Genomic DNA, 15,717 nt, shown 5'->3' on the forward strand with positions numbered 1-15,717 from the left:
TATTATATTTGTTTTAAAACATCGTAAAATTTTTTCAATAGTGTTTGACCACGTTTTTCAAGAGCATTGAATTCTTGATCAATGTCAGTCAATACATTGCCGTCAACATCAAATTCAATCATGGGATATTCATGATAAAAACTTGCTTCTGGAGTTACTCTAAAACCAATTTCAATAACATTTTTGTTTTTATCAAGAAAAACATCATAAATCTGAATTCAAATTCTTTGTTTAATTCCAGCCAATAATCTAAACATTTTAATTTGTTGTTCTTTTCATCGGATATCTTTAAATTCTCCAGCCTTTCGTTGTTCAACACCATTAATATATAAGTTAAATGGGTCAGTTTCAAAATTTTCTAATATAAATTCCATGATTTTTTAATCCTTAACTATTAAGATTATTATACTAAAAAGGTTCCCCCTACTTCTTTTTTAGAAAATTTATTTAACTAAACTAATAAATAAATCTAGTAAAGAATATAATTAAGTTGTAAGATAAGGAGCAAGAAATATGAGTTGTGAATTAAGTTGCAAAGATTGTAATTGCCGTTGCAATTGCAAACGCGGTTGTAATAAATGCTTACTATGCAAATTTAGAAAAAAAGATCTTCATGGTCCTAAAGAAGTAAAGGCATAAAAATTTTCATTAGTTTAACTAATTAAAATCATGAGTTAACGCTCATGATTTTTTAATCTCCCTTTTATGCTTTTGCTTTGAAACTACTTTGTGCAATTTGAGCAAAGTAGTTTCAAAAATATGTTTAAGAAAAAGATTATTTTTAATCCGAAACACAGATTTAGCTAAATGTTAAAATTATTTTAAGGGGAGTTAGTATGAATCCTGAATTTCTTAATTTATTAAAAAACATTGTTGATGATGAAATCTTAATCATCAAATACAGTATGTATTTACCAACTCATGATCTGCGTATTAAAGGTTTGTTTCAAGAGTGAGATACTAATCATGATTTTAAAACTCTGTTTACTTGGCTTGACCAACAAGTAGGTGATGAACCAAAATCTGCTGATGAACTACTTGATGAAAAAGTAGTGGAATTTCTCAATCCTCGCTGAACAGATATTTATATTCGCATGCATACGATTATTGCCACTATTTTAGCTTTTATCAAAAGTTATCAAACAATGCGTAGAACTCATAATCATAAAAGACTAACCGAATACCAAAGAGCACAAATTACAATTGCTCGTGGTATCACCAAGGTTTATACACAAGGTTATGAAGTTCTAAATAAGCTAGAAGTTCCGCTTTTTATGCAAACAGAATTAACCACAATTCTTGAATATTTCACAAATGCCAAAGAACAATGATTAGAATATGATTGAATCCTTGATTACACTAACGAAATCTATGTTTATCTTGCCTTACTTATTGAAAATTTTAAAAATACCAAAGTTCAATTAAATAAAAAGCAAAAAGCCCAAGCTGATAATTTTATTGAATTACTCCAATATATCTCAACTAGTTTTTATCTTTTATTGTTATTGTTTGAAGGCTTGTTCAACATCGAACATAAAAAAATGGGGATTGAGGTTGAAGAAGTTTACTATGCCCGCACTTTTGAAAAAGAAGAGAAATTAACCAAACTAAGAAAATGATTTTTAAAACAATCTCAAACCAAAACTAATTAAGCGTGAGATTGTCATTTAAGCTTTTGGAAATAAACAAGGTTTTGAGTACTTATTTCAAGTCCAAAATGTTTTTTAAAGATAAAAAAGTAATTTTAAAAATTAATTCTATAATGAAGTTTGTTTCATTATAGAATAAAGATTCATCACAAGGTTAAAATTATTCTATAAAGGAGTTTGTATGAAACCTGAATATAATGACTTATTAAAATCTATTATTGAAGATGAGATTTTAATCATCAAATATAGTATTGATTGACCCACTTGTGATGTTCAGGTGAAAGCGATGTTACACGAATGGGACACCAACCATAATCTCCAAACTTTTCACAAATGACTCAATGAACAAGATGATGAAATCAAACAAGCAGTAGTCGGTTCAATTGATCCACTTTGACTTGTCATATACATCAGATTGCACACCGTAACTGATGTCATTTTAGAGTTTATGAAAACTTATACAAAGTTGATGAATGCTCCTGATTATCAAAAACTTTCAGAATATGAAATGATACAAATTGTTGTGACAGCTGGGATTACCCACATTTATGAGCAAGGTTTTAGATTTTTGAAGAAATCTAAAATTCCATTATTTATGCAAAAAACGTTTGCTAAGATCATGCATTTTTTTCAAAAAGTTTTAAATAAATTAGCAGATTGTGACAAAATACTTGATCATGCAAATGAACTATACATTTATTTATCGAGTTTAATTTTAGAGTTTGAAAATACCGAATTTTCTTTAACCGATCCAGCAAACGAGGCTTTTGATTTTATCGAATTAATAAAATATCTTGCCACAAATTTTTATGTTTTATTATTGATCTTTGAGGGTTTTGTTTTGATTGAACAAAATAAATCAAGCATCCCTACTGATAACGTTTTTTATCAACGCACCAATGAAAAAGAAGAGAAATTAGAAAGACTTAAAGATTCATTTTTAGAACGTTCTAAAAATGAATTGAATTAACTTTTTAATAACAAATTAAAAAGTTAATTTACTATAAGTCACAAAAAGAAAAACAAATAAGTCTAATTAGATTGGAATATTTAGCTAATTCAGGTGTTTAGTGGTGTTTAATTTTGGTTTTTTTAAAACTCTTATTTTTATTTTTAACAAAGTGAAATTATAATATTAATTAATAAGGAGAATCATGGGTATTAATGTTATTGACACAATCGTGGCACCAGCCACAAACATTTCAACTCAAGCCATTGCTTTGATTAGAATTTCTGGTGATGATGCTTTTAAAATTTTTAATCAAATAGCTTCAAAACCAGTTCCACATAAGGGTGGTATTTATTTGCGCAAACTTTATGAACAAGACCAATTAGTTGATGAGGTGGTTGTTAATGCTTATGTTGCTCCACGTTCTTTTACTGGAGAAAACGTCATTGAAATTGCTTGTCATGGTGGAGTGTTAAACACTAACCGCATCATTAAATTAATTTTAAATAATGGTGCCAGAATGGCATTAAAAGGTGAGTTTAGTCAACGTTCATTTTTAAATAATAAAATTAACTTAATCCAAGCCGAAGGAATTAATGATTTAATCCATGCGACAAATGATTTAGCTTTAAAAATTGGTGTTGATAATATGAGTGGTGCCCATAACAAAGCTATTCTTGATTTAAAAGCAAGGGTGATGGATATTATTTCTCGCATTCAAGTTTTAATTGATTATCCTGAATATGATGATGTGGAAGGTTCAAGTAATCAAGAATTAATTGATGCTTTGATTAACATCAATATTCTAGTTAATAATTTATTAACCAGATCACAAATGGCAAGTAAATCAATTGAAGGAATTAAAACTGCAATTGTTGGGAAAACCAATGTTGGTAAATCTTCTCTTTTAAATGCTTTGATTAGTGAAGATAAGGCAATTGTCACTGATGTTCATGGAACCACTCGTGATATTGTTGAAGGCGTGATTAATCTATCAGGAGTGACTTTAAATTTAATTGATACTGCTGGAATTCGTCAAACTAAAGATGTTGTTGAATTGATTGGAATTAAAAAATCTAAAGACTATCTCAATCAAGCTGAACTAGTGTTGTTTGTTGTTGATTACCAACAACTAAATGATTTAGAAAACATTGAAATTTTTAATTTATTAAAAAATAAAAATTATATTTTAATTGTTAATAAGGCTGATCAATTAAACGATCAACAACAAAACGAAATAATCCAAAAACATCCTGATGCTATTTTCACAAGTGCTTTAAAGGATGATATTAATCAACTAATTAATAAGATTAAAGAAAAATATAATAACGATGAATTATTAAAATCTGATGAATTAATTTTAATTAATATTAATCAGATTAATTTAATTGAACAAATTAAATTAAAATTAGAAACAGCATTAAATAACATTAATAACTATCTCCCAGTTGATATTATTAATATCGATTTATATGATGCTTGGGGCTTATTAGGTGAATTAACTGGTGAACAAATTGAAGATGAAATTATTGATAACATCTTTAGAAAGTACTGTTTAGGAAAATAATTATGTGAATGGATGAAATTAACACAAGTGAAATCAAAGCTGCAAAAACAATTTTTACAGGTTATGAATCATTACAAGAAAAGGCAAAAATTGTTTTTGTCAAACCAGTTGAAGAAGGTGTTGTTTTGGTGTTTGTTCAAACACCATTCTATGCTCGCGGTGGCGGTCAAATTGCTGATCTTGGCACTATTGACCAACACCAAGTTATTGAGGTGAGAAATTGAGATGGGTTTTATCTACATCTTGTTGATACTAAAAAACCATATCAAATTGGTGAACAATTAGATTTGATTGTTGATTTTGAAAAACGTCAAAATATCTCGATTTTACACTCATTAGCTCATGTTTATTGAGGTGAGATTGAACGTTTATTAGATACCAAATTTGATCAAACTTATGAACTAATCACTCATGATGATGCGACCTTGGAAATGGTTTCAACTGAAGAAAAATTTATCACTCCCGAGATTTTAGAAGAGGCAATTAAAATAGTTGATCACGATATTAAATTATCGGTGCCAACCTCAATCTATTTTGAAAATAATGATCTTGATAAAAGGGTTGTAACTTGAAATGGCATTTCCAAAGATTATTGTGGTGGAACACATGTGAAAAACACCAGTGAATTAAAATCAGTGGTGATCTTAAAGTTTAAGAAAAAAGCTGGCAAACACCGTATTAAATTTACTTTTGAACAATAAAAAATACTCAGACATCTATTTTGATAGGTGCCTGAGTATTTTTAAATTTTATTGAATTGGTTGAATTATCAATTCACCAATGATGTGTGGTGAATTTGTCATTGCTTTAACAATAATTTTACCAGTAACTCTTTTTTCTACTAGACCAACGATTTGGTAATCGTGATTTAGTTTAAGTTTATTAACTCTTGTTTGGGTCCTCAGTTTTTGTTTAATCATTTTAAGTACAACCTTTTTAGATGTACCAATTTTTAAATTGGTAATTTCGATACCTATTGAAATATCTTTTTGAGTTTTTTGATTAGGACACAAACAAACTTCAACACAACTTGTGCAAGCAGTAATTCCGACTATTAAAGAACTCAACCAAAATAATATTTTTTCCATTTGAACTACTCCTTTTTTACTTATCAAATTACTTATCTATTTTGAATAAATTTTTCTTTTGGGTTTTATTTGGGATAGCTTTAGCATCCTTGTTTTTATCAGCAATTTTCAAAATTTGGGTTTGGGTTTGCACCTTACCTCTTTTCCAATCAATTGTTAATCAACAACCATAAATTAAACAAGTGGTTGCTGTCCCAACTCCAATTGCTAATAAAGCAAGTGCAGTTTGGACACCATATGGAACCGCTCCTAAAAAGACAACAATTGGTCCGGTGTGAGCAGCATAATCTTGAATCATGAATGCTCCACCCATTGCCCCAGCAACTCCAGAACCTAAAACGTTGGCCAAAATAACACGTTTTGGGTCTTTGACCGTAAATGGAATCGCTCCTTCTGAAATCCCGATCAATCCCATCACCAAGGCGGAAATTCCTTCATTGCGTGCTTCTTCATCAAAAAATTTTCTGAAAATAATTGTTGTGACAAACATTCCTAATGGTGGTACAGCTCCGGCTGTTGCCATCATTCCCATTGGTTGATAGACTTTTTCAAGAACCAATGCTGAAACTGTGAAGAAGGCGATTTTATTAACCGGACCACCTAAATCAAATCCAGACATGCACCCAATTAAAAGTCCCATTCCAATTCCGACACCTAAACCAATGCCACTAGCATTATTCAAAATATGGGTTAAGGCATCTTTAAATTTGTTCATCACTCATCCAATTGGTGCACCAATGGCATAAACAAATAAGAATGAGGCAACTCCCCCAACAACAATTGGGATGAAAAATAAGGGCATGACTGGTTTTAGATTTTTAGGAACTTTTCAAGTGTTGATTCATCGCACTAAATAACCAATCGCAATTCCAATCATAATGGCACCTAAAAATCCTGTTGGAGTAATCACAGCTAACCCACCAATTGGATAAAACAATTTAGGTGTGTTTCCCACAATGCTTGCAAGCATTGCAGGCACAATCGCTGCTCGCCCACCAATAGAGTTAGCAATATACCCACCCAAAATTGGGATCATTAAGAGAAAGGCTAATCCACCAATTCCACTCATATAACTTAAAAAATGATTTCCAGCTAATTTATGATTCACAGGATCAATTGGAGATGTTCCCGGATCACCTGGTAATCATTCATTACCATAAATAATTTTGGTTAAACCAATGGAAAGGGCTAAGAAAATCCCTCCCACAATTACCATTGGCACCATGTATGAAACCCCTGACATCAAGTGTTTCATAATGTTCACTTTTTCAGTACTTTTATTTGTGTTGAAGTCACCAACTTGACCTGCAGTTTTATTATCACTAGGTTCAATTGTAAAGTTCGTTTCAGCTTGTTTAAAAACCTCTTCAGGGTTTTTAATTGCTGGAGTGACCGAAGTTTTGTAAATTTTTTTACCAGCAAATTTTGCTGTTTGCACTCCGATATCACTGGCAATGATAACTCGGTAAGCTTGTTTTACTTCTTCAGGAGTAATTTCATTTTCCACCCCACTTGCCCCATGAGTTTCAATTTTCACATCAAATCCATGACTCTTACCATAAGCAGTTAATTTTTCTGCTGCTAAATAAGTATGGGCCACCCCAACTGGGCAAGCAGTAATTCCGACAATTAATTTTTTGCCAATTGGTTTTTCACTTATAACTTTAGCAATTTTATTTTGGGGAAATAAAATTGCTTTAATTTCTGAAAATTTTGCTGTTTGTTTAAGTTTTGTTTTATTATTTGCATTTAAGAGTTTAGTTGCTATTTCACTTAACAGCTTTAAGTGCATATTATCCACATTGGCCTTCGGAATCATTAACACAATTGAAACCATTGTTGGCTGCTGATCAAGTGATTCTCAATCAATCCCTTTTTTGTATCTAACAAAAAAGATCGCTGGTTTTATAATTTCTGCAATACGGGCATGTGGGATAGAAAACCCATCTTCAAACCCTGTGCTGGCTTCATTTTCACGAGCATTAAATGCTTGGAAAATTTTTTGTTCATTGTTCGTAACTCCTAATTTAAATGCTTGTTTAGAAATAAATTTTAATGCTTCTTTTTTGTTTTTGACATCAATATCTAAAAAGCAGTAATCAGCTTTAAATAACGTTGTTCTTGTTTCCATTTTTTCCTTTTTAAATTTTTACGTATGTTTTTAAAATTTTAATTTTTTGTTTATAATCGCTGTCATTTTTAATACTATATTTTTCAACCCCTGCAGGAATCACCATTACTTCTGCATAGTGTAATTGGAAACTCGGAAATTTATTCTCTTTGGAATAAATTTCCACACTTGGTCCTTCAACTAAGTGAATTAAACAAAAGTTCCCATCACTTGTTAAATCAATTTCTTTTTTAAATGTATATCGCTCTGTTCTAAAAAACTCACGATTGCTATCCCCAGTAATTTCGTGTTTAAATTTATTATTCTCTTCAAGTAAAGTTGTTTTGTTATACAAAACATTTTTACTGTATTCTTCATTAAAATCTAAATTAATATTTTGCATTGCTTTATCAATTTCAATTGCTCGTGGTTTACCATCAAAATCAACTCTCCCTCAATCTCACATTCTTAATGTGAAAATATAAGGATTTCCGCTAATTTCTAAAACCATCGAATCTTGACCAGCACAATGGGGGGTACCAGCTGGGATTAGATAGTGATCATGAGTTTTGGCCGGCCAATGGTTAATGAATTTTTCTGCATCAAATGTTTTACTATGATAATTTGCCTCAACTAAAGCATCTTCAAATTCTTTTTTATTTACATTATTTTTAAAACCTAAATAAACAGTTTGATTTTGCTTGCCACCCAAAATATAATATGATTCATCTTGTGTGAAATTCATATTAAAATTCTTGTAAATAAATTCACTAGTTGGGTGGACGTGCAAGCTTAAATTTTGACCTTCCACACAATCTAACAAGTCACTTCTGATTGGTCATTGTGCTCCGAAACGAGCAAACACTTGTTCACCTAAGAATTTAACTGGGTTAAATAACATTGTGTTGATAGCTGGAGTATTAAATAATTTATTTTGAATTTTAAAATTAAGCGAATTTTCTTCAGCCACAAAATCAAAACATCAAGCATAGTTTTGTTGGCTTCGATCAAGATTCATTACCTCTTTCATTCATTGTCCACCCCAAACTCCAGGGTCAAAGAAAGGCACTAAACGAAATGGTTTGTGAGCTAATTTTGCTAGTTCCTGACGATAATCATTTCCACTCATCATCTTGATTTCCTCATCAACACTAGCATCAATTCAAAAATCAATCTGTTTAAAAATATTTTGTTTGTGTTCATCCAAACTTCTCCACTCAATAAAATAACTTCTTTTATATTTTCGTTTTGGATCTTCTTTAAAATTTTTAGCATTCCAATTATCTTGACCAGCTCTTTGACGAAGTTGAATTTCTCAACGATTGATATCAAAGTAGAAAATGTAATCTGCTTTTTTAAGTAAACTTGCCCCCACTCCATAAATTAAAGTAACCTTGGGTTTAGTTTTTTTAGTTTGTAATTTTTTTAGTTTTTTTGCATCAAAAAAACTAAGTAATGGTAAAAACACCATTTTCCCAAAAATCCGATCATCAGTTAATCAATAATTAATCATTTCCAAAGTTTCTTTTTCACTCTTTTTAAAACTATCAGTTTTAATTTTATGATCAATATTTAACTGATTGATGATTTGTTTTTCGATTAAATCAGCGTTAATTCCATAGTAGTAATCAAAGGCAATAGTTAAATTTTCATTTGACCAACCTCTAATTAATTCATTGATTTTTTTTATTATTTGTTTATTATCAAAATGCAATTTGACATCTTTATTTTCAACCTCAATATAGGGGTTTTTCTCATAATTTGAGTCCCCATATTTTAAATATTTAGTCATTATTTTTTCCTTATTTATAACGAAATACACAAAACAAAAATGTGTACTCAATATTCTTATATCACAATTATTTTTAGAAACTTGAAAATGCCAGATAAAACAAAAAATATAATTATGAGGAAAAATGCCTTTGCTCTTTATTAGCCAAAAAAGCTACAAACTTTTTGTTTGTAGCTAAATAATTAAATAAAGATTTTTAGATTAAAATTTTTTTATTAACATTAATATTGTCGGCAAAAACAAAATCATGAGTAACTAAAATAATTGTTCCCAGATATCTCTTTAATGCTTGTTCAATCAAAACAATACTTCTCACATCTAAATAATTTGTTGGTTCATCCATAATTAAAATATTTGTCTTGCGATTAATCATTAAGCTTAAATTTAATTGCATTTTTTCACCTTCACTTAATTCAGAAATTTTTTTGAAATATGTGTTTTCAGAATATTTAAACTTCGATAATAATGTTCGAATATTACCAAATTCATTCTGGGCATTTTGGGCAATGTATGCTCTAACAGTTAATTCTAAATTAGCGTCACTCATTGTTTGTTTTAAATAACCAACAACAAGAAAAGGATTATTTTTTTGCATAATTTGTTCATAAATTTGATTTAACATTGTGGTTTTACCCGCACCATTTTTGCCATGAATTAAAATTTTATCACCACGTTGGATTTCCAAATTATGACTTTCTATATAAAGTATTTTTTTATTAAAATCAGAAATATCAAAATTAAAATCAACCTTTTTCTTAAATTCATAAAGATGCGGTGCTTCTTCTAATTTTTCTAATTTAGTTTTTAAAGCTTTAATATTTTTATCCACACTTTTTTTACCTTGATAATTGAAACTATTAATCAACTTGGCATCTGATGCGCTCATGCGTTTTGGTTTGCGGTCAGTATTTTGAGAATTTCTTCTTCTCATATTGAGATTTTTTTCAATTTGTTTTTTTTCTTTGGAATACTTGAAAAAGTCAAGTTCTTTTTGTTTTTCCATATTTTCTTTTTCATATAAATATGAATCATAATTCATATTAAATTTATTAATTTTATTATCTTCAATTTCTAAAATTGTTGTTGCTGTTTGTTGAATCATTTCTCTATCGTGAGTAACTAGAATAATTACTCCTTTAAAATTTTTGATGGCTTTAAGTAAAAATTGGCGGTTGTCTTGATCGAGATGAACACTTGGTTCATCAAGGATTAATAACTCACAATTTTGATTAAAAGCATTAATGATTTGTTTCTTACTATATTCACCACCACTAACATTTATTGTGTTTGGTTGAAAATAGTTTTGTTCAATGTATGTTGTGGTGAAATTATTTTTTACCAAACCTTGGTAATTGTTTTCTTGACCAGAGATGATTCTCATTAAACTTGATTTACCGACTCCATTATCGCCGATTAAACCAATCACTGCTTGATTATTTTCTATAACTAAACTTTCAATTTCAAAAATGAATTGATCATTGTATGAAAGTTTTAAATTGCTGATTTGTAACATCTGTCCACCTCCTTTGTGAAGATAGTAAAATTAATTATTTTGTTAATTAATTTGATGTGTACATTTAATCAGCCTTCTTTCTTTTTAATATAAACATTATAACAAGTAAAAAATTAAAATAAAAATGTTGCATATCATGTTGAATTGTAAATGATATTGTCGTAATGAATTAGTAAATAAAAATGTCGCATATCAATCAAAGGTAAAAGACAAAAAACAAAGATACTTTATTGAGAATGTTTAAATAAACTTTTCGTGGGGTGTTAAAATTAAATTATTGAGGTTGAGTATGAAATTTAAATATAATGATTTATTAATTTCTTTGGTTGAAGAACAAGTGTTATTAATAAAATATAATTCCGAAATTAATCAGGAGATGAAAGTCAAGGAGTTAATTAAGTCATGGGATTCAACACATAACATTAAAACTTTTCAAAAAGAAATTGAAAAACAAATGGTTAAGTTTGTTAAATATAGAGAGAAATTAAATGATTTTGAATTAAGTGAAATGGATAGTTTTGTTTGACCTTCTTTATTAATTGAAATGGGTCGTTTTACAGATACGCTTTTAAATTTTGTTGAAAATTCAAAAAATTGAGTTCATCCATCAGGTGATGATGAACTCACCGAATATGAACTATCACAATTAGTGCTTTTATTTCAATTAAAAGATGAATATATGATACATGTCCTACCTTTAATGGAATTCGAGGTACCTAAATTTATGTCTGAAGGTCTTGATAATCTCCAAGACCTTCTTGGTAAAGCCTTAAATAATTTTGGTGATTTTGATAAAGTTATTAAACAAACAAAAACAATTTACCAATATGGTTCTGATTTATTAGATGTTTTGCAAAATACAGCTGAATTATTAACAGAAAAAGACGTTGCGCAAGCTAACCAATTTTTAAATTGGATTATAAGTTTTAAAGACACGATTTACATAATAATGTTGCTCTTAGAAAAAATCACAATCATTGATGATGACGCCAATGGGATTAATGACCAAATTTATGAAATAAGCGATGCTCGAGAAAAACAATTAGAGATGTTAAAAAAGCTTGCTGTAAAATTAGAAAACTAAAATTCTTTTTTTGTAATATCGATTATAAAAAAAGAATTATTTAAAAATGCTAGACAAAATCTAGCATTTTTAAATTTTTAATTTTAATTTTGAATATTTGAAACCTAGCGAGAGATTTGGAAGTATAATTAAAGCATAAAGTTCTTTTGAATAATGAACCGAGAAAAATAATAGTAAAAATATTTAGACAGCTATGAGAAAATACTTTATTAAAGTAGTTTTTCATATTAGAAAGGTAATTTATGAAATCAATAATAATCTTAAGTTCTGGGCTAATGTCAGCAAGCCCAGTGGGTGCTACAATTCCTCAAATTGTACAAAAAAATAATGTTGACATTAATGTTTATTTAACAAGCATTTTACCAATTTTAAATAAAGAAATTAACATAAAAAATAAAGCACAAATTAAAAACATTCTCTTAAGTGCTTTAAGAGAAAATAACGGGGCTTTATCTTTGGATCAAAAACAAATGGTGACAATTGGAAATCAAAAACTAGAAACAATCTTTTTAAGTACTAACTTTTATCAAATTATAAATCAGTTATATGTTTCTAAAATAATTGTGTTTGAAAACAATAAGTTTGAATTCAAATTACCACAAGCAACTAACACTCATGGATTTTGAATAGAAACATATTGGTATTGATTTGGATATTCCAAATTGCATTTAGATGATACCTTAACTAAAGATATTTCAGACCGTTTTCAATCTGTTTTTAGTGAAAGTGATGCAGCAGAAGTCATTAGTCATGCAATACCGGATTTAAATGGAAAAGACACTCTAATGTGATCAATGGGGAAAGCATTATATTATTATGGTGGAAGCAAATTTATTGATAATTTAAATTCGGAACATCATGGTATTTGGTTTGGTACATGAGCATACATTGGTTCATATGGACCTTGAGCTCAATAACAAATAGTTTTTTTGAATCTTGTTGCGTTCAAACAAAACACATAAAGTTTATATTTAAAAAACTAACTCTTAAAGTTGATTTTTTAAATGTTTAACGCTTTTGAAAAGACCGTTTTTCCTAAAATGGTATATAAAATGGTTTATAAAAATTGATTGCAATCAATAAAAAACCCTTATAAATAATTGGGTTCATGGTTTTTATAATTTCCTTTTTTTAAAAAATAGTCTATATGACTTTAAAAAAATGAAAGGAAAAAACAACATTTATTATTAAAATATAAATTGTGTTGTATAATAAATACGAGTCGGGATGCTTAGAATGTCCCAGACATACTCGGGAAGTTCGGGTGAAGAACACCTTATGTTGTGTTCACGGTTAAGATAGTGAATGGTTAGTGCACTACTATCACCTCGCACAAGGCATCCACTAACAGTTGTCTTGGATATTTATTAAACAACACTTTAATTAATTTAAAGTGTTGTTTTTGTTTATTTATATGAAACCAAAACAAGGATTAATAATCGGTTAAAATAAAAATTATTTTTTGAAAGAAACTAAATCTTCTAAAAAAATAACTTTTAATAAATACTTTTTCAATAAATATAGTTGTTTCAAATAACTAAGTCATGAAAAAGGATTAAAATTAAATTCATAGATCACTACCATTTGGCAAGTGATACAGACAATTAATAAAATAACGTTATAATTTATAAAATAACACTTTAATTAAATTAATTAAGTATTTTTGAATAGAAAGGAAATTATGAAACTAACAATAATTTTAAGTTCTGGGCTAATGTCAGCAAGCCCGGTGAGTGCTACAATTCCTCAAATTGTACAAAAAAATAATGTTGATACCAATGCTTATTTAACAAGCATTTTACCAATTTTAAACACAGAAATAAATAATAAAAATCAGGAACAAATAAAACAAATATTCTTGAATGCTTTAAGAATAAACAATAATTCCTTATTTTTAGACAAGGAACAAATAAAACAAATTAAGAATGAAAAACTCATAAATATTTTTTTGAGTAACCAGTTCTCACAACAATTAAATAACCTATTTACCTTTAAAATAATTGTTTTCCAAAACAATAAATTTAATTTCAATAGTATTTCTAATCACCAAACAAGTAACACTAGAGGATTTTGATTAGAAGAACCCTGGTATTGATTTGGTTATGCTAAATTTCACTTTGACGATCAATTAACCAAAAGTTTGGCTTTTGAATTTAGTAATGTATACACTAAACTTGAAGCAAAACTTGCTTTACTTGGGTTAATACCAGAATTAAAAAGTTGTCCTTTGGCAGCAGATGCAATGGCTGTAACATTATTTAATAATGGCGGCACTAATTATATTAATTCAGTCAATTCTGCACATAAAGGTATATGATTTAGTTCATGAGGATTTATGGATGCTTATGGTCCTTGATCTGAATAATCATTTTTAATTGAAAAACGCTAGCACAAGAGACTAGCGTTTTTCAATTGTGTCTTTTTAAATTTTATTATTAAAATTTAAAAAGATTTTATTCAACATCTTTAGTTCAACTAAATGTTCGACGAACAGCTTCGTTTCAACCTTTGATTAGTTTTTTAGATTCAGCTTCAGAAATATTTTTTTCTAATTCAAAATCAACTTGATAGTTAGCTTTGATGTCATCAATGTTTTTTCAATATCCAACAGCCAAACCAGCTAAATAAGCGGCACCCATTGCAGTTGTTTCGACATTGGTTGGTTTAATAACTGTCGCTTGGGAAATGTCGGCTTGAAATTGCATCATAAATCTATTGTTTGCAGCACCACCATCAACTTTTAATTTAGTGATTGGTGCTTTCATATCTTTTCCCATTGCTGAAATGACATCATTTGCTTGATAAGCAATGGCTTCAAGAGTGGCACGCACAATGTGTTCACGTTTTGTTCCGCGATCTAAACCAAAAATTGCTCCTCTTGAATATGAATCTCAATATGGGGCTCCAAGTCCTGTGAATGAAGGTACCACATAAACACGGCGGTTATCATGAACTTGTCCGGCATATCATTCGGTTTCTAGTGCATTATAAACAATTCTTAAATTATCTCTTAATCATTGCACAGCAGCTCCGGCAACAAGCACTGAACCTTCTAGTGCATAAGTGATTTTATTATCATAAGCTAAAGCAACAGTTGTCACTAATCCATGAGTCGAACGCACAATTTTTTCCCCAGTGTTCATTAGAATGAAACACCCAGTTCCATAAGTGATTTTTGATTCGCTTGGATTGACACACAATTGTCCAAATAAGGCTGATTGTTGATCACCAATTGATGAAGCAATAATAATTTGGGTTTTATCTGATTTAGATAATAAACCAGGATAAGTTAAACCATAATTTTCACTACATGATCTGATTTCTGGAAGCATGTTTCTTGGGATATTAAATAGTTTTAATAAATCATCATCTCAATCATTTGTTTCAATATTATACAATAATGTTCTTTGTGCATTAGTATGATCAGTTATAAATAACTCTCCACCAGACAATCGATAAATCAATCATGTGTTAATATTTCCAAACATTAATTCACCATGGTTTGCTAATTCTCTGGCACCTTCAATATTATCTAGAATTCATTCTAATTTGGTTGCTGAGAAATATGGATGCACAATCAAACCTGTTTTTTGTTTAACTAAATCAACTTCTGCTTGACTATAACCTTCAACTTTTTTGGCTGTTCTTTGGTCTTGTCAAACAATCGCATTGTAAATTGGGAGTCCTGTTGTTTTGTTTCACACAACAACAGTTTCACGTTGATTAGTAATCCCAATTGCTGCAATTTGTTCACTTTTGATTTTTGATTTATTCATTGCTTGAATTAAAGTTTTGTGTTGGGCATTTCAAATTTCCACAGCATCATGTTCAACTCAACCTTCTTCAGGAAATAATTGTGTGAATTCTGATTGATCAACAGCAATGATTTCACCTTTTTTATTAGTGATAAGTGTTCTAGCACTTGTTGTTCCCTCATCAAGGGTAACGATATATTTTTCCATGTT

General features: G+C 29.2%; 13 protein-coding genes. 7 read left to right on the forward strand and 6 right to left on the reverse strand.

The genetic code is table 4. The annotated features are described in order from the left end of the window. Window positions 1-2: 2 nt before the first annotated feature. Window positions 3-374 (reverse strand): hypothetical protein, encoded by a 372-nt coding sequence (locus P695_RS0102300; protein ID WP_028126673.1) that lies wholly within the window; start codon window positions 372-374, stop codon window positions 3-5. Between the two features lie 462 nt (window positions 375-836). Here P695_RS0102300 and P695_RS0102305 point away from each other — a divergent pair, with 462 nt between their 5' ends. From P695_RS0102305 to P695_RS0102320, 4 genes are all read left to right on the forward strand, one after another. Then, entirely contained in the window at window positions 837-1,652 is an 816-nt protein-coding gene (locus P695_RS0102305) for a hypothetical protein (protein WP_028126674.1), read from the forward strand. Between the two features lie 178 nt (window positions 1,653-1,830). Then, window positions 1,831-2,619 carry a hypothetical protein gene (locus tag P695_RS0102310; protein ID WP_028126675.1) on the forward strand — a complete coding sequence of 263 codons (789 nt, stop codon included), beginning with the start codon at window positions 1,831-1,833 and terminating at the stop codon, window positions 2,617-2,619. Between the two features lie 190 nt (window positions 2,620-2,809). Next, window positions 2,810-4,165 (forward strand): tRNA uridine-5-carboxymethylaminomethyl(34) synthesis GTPase MnmE, encoded by a 1,356-nt coding sequence (gene mnmE, locus P695_RS0102315; protein ID WP_420855368.1) that lies wholly within the window; start codon window positions 2,810-2,812, stop codon window positions 4,163-4,165. A gap of 8 nt (window positions 4,166-4,173) precedes the next feature. Further along, on the forward strand, window positions 4,174-4,866 hold the full coding sequence (locus P695_RS0102320; protein ID WP_169728736.1) for an alanine--tRNA ligase-related protein: 693 nt from the start codon (window positions 4,174-4,176) through the stop codon (window positions 4,864-4,866). A gap of 48 nt (window positions 4,867-4,914) precedes the next feature. Here P695_RS0102320 and P695_RS0102325 read toward each other — a convergent pair whose 3' ends face one another. The 4 genes from P695_RS0102325 to P695_RS0102340 form a co-directional block, all read right to left on the reverse strand. Continuing rightward, a complete protein-coding gene (locus tag P695_RS0102325) occupies window positions 4,915-5,253 on the reverse strand; it encodes a hypothetical protein (protein WP_028126678.1) in 339 nt (112 codons plus the stop codon). A gap of 28 nt (window positions 5,254-5,281) precedes the next feature. After that, complete coding sequence (locus P695_RS0102330; RefSeq protein WP_051437341.1) at window positions 5,282-7,384, reverse strand: PTS fructose transporter subunit IIABC; 2,103 nt, start codon at window positions 7,382-7,384, stop codon at window positions 5,282-5,284. 10 nt (window positions 7,385-7,394) lie between these two features. After that, window positions 7,395-9,155 (reverse strand): class I mannose-6-phosphate isomerase, encoded by a 1,761-nt coding sequence (locus P695_RS0102335; protein ID WP_035026277.1) that lies wholly within the window; start codon window positions 9,153-9,155, stop codon window positions 7,395-7,397. A gap of 196 nt (window positions 9,156-9,351) precedes the next feature. Next, window positions 9,352-10,668: an ATP-binding cassette domain-containing protein gene (locus P695_RS0102340; protein ID WP_028126681.1), complete on the reverse strand. Its 1,317-nt coding sequence runs from the start codon at window positions 10,666-10,668 to the stop codon at window positions 9,352-9,354. Between the two features lie 289 nt (window positions 10,669-10,957). On the opposite strand from P695_RS0102340, the gene P695_RS0102345 reads away from it, so the two are divergent. The 3 genes from P695_RS0102345 (at window position 10,958) to P695_RS0102355 (ending at window position 14,117) form a co-directional block, all read left to right on the forward strand. Continuing rightward, the gene (locus tag P695_RS0102345) at window positions 10,958-11,752 is read left to right on the forward strand and encodes a hypothetical protein (RefSeq protein ID WP_028126682.1); all 795 of its coding nucleotides are present in this window, start codon (window positions 10,958-10,960) and stop codon (window positions 11,750-11,752) included. Window positions 11,753-11,994: 242 nt separating this feature from the next. Next, window positions 11,995-12,669 (forward strand): hypothetical protein, encoded by a 675-nt coding sequence (locus tag P695_RS0102350; RefSeq protein ID WP_028126683.1) that lies wholly within the window; start codon window positions 11,995-11,997, stop codon window positions 12,667-12,669. A 764-nt stretch (window positions 12,670-13,433) separates the two neighbouring features. Beyond that, on the forward strand, window positions 13,434-14,117 hold the full coding sequence (locus P695_RS0102355; RefSeq protein WP_028126684.1) for a hypothetical protein: 684 nt from the start codon (window positions 13,434-13,436) through the stop codon (window positions 14,115-14,117). Between the two features lie 88 nt (window positions 14,118-14,205). Here P695_RS0102355 and glpK read toward each other — a convergent pair whose 3' ends face one another. Continuing rightward, on the reverse strand, window positions 14,206-15,714 hold the full coding sequence (gene glpK, locus P695_RS0102360) for a glycerol kinase GlpK (protein ID WP_028126685.1): 1,509 nt from the start codon (window positions 15,712-15,714) through the stop codon (window positions 14,206-14,208). Window positions 15,715-15,717 lie beyond the last annotated feature (3 nt).

Source organism: Williamsoniiplasma lucivorax ATCC 49196, from assembly GCF_000518285.1.
In the GTDB taxonomy this organism is placed as follows: domain Bacteria; phylum Bacillota_I; class Bacilli_A; order Mycoplasmatales; family Mycoplasmataceae; genus Williamsoniiplasma; species Williamsoniiplasma lucivorax.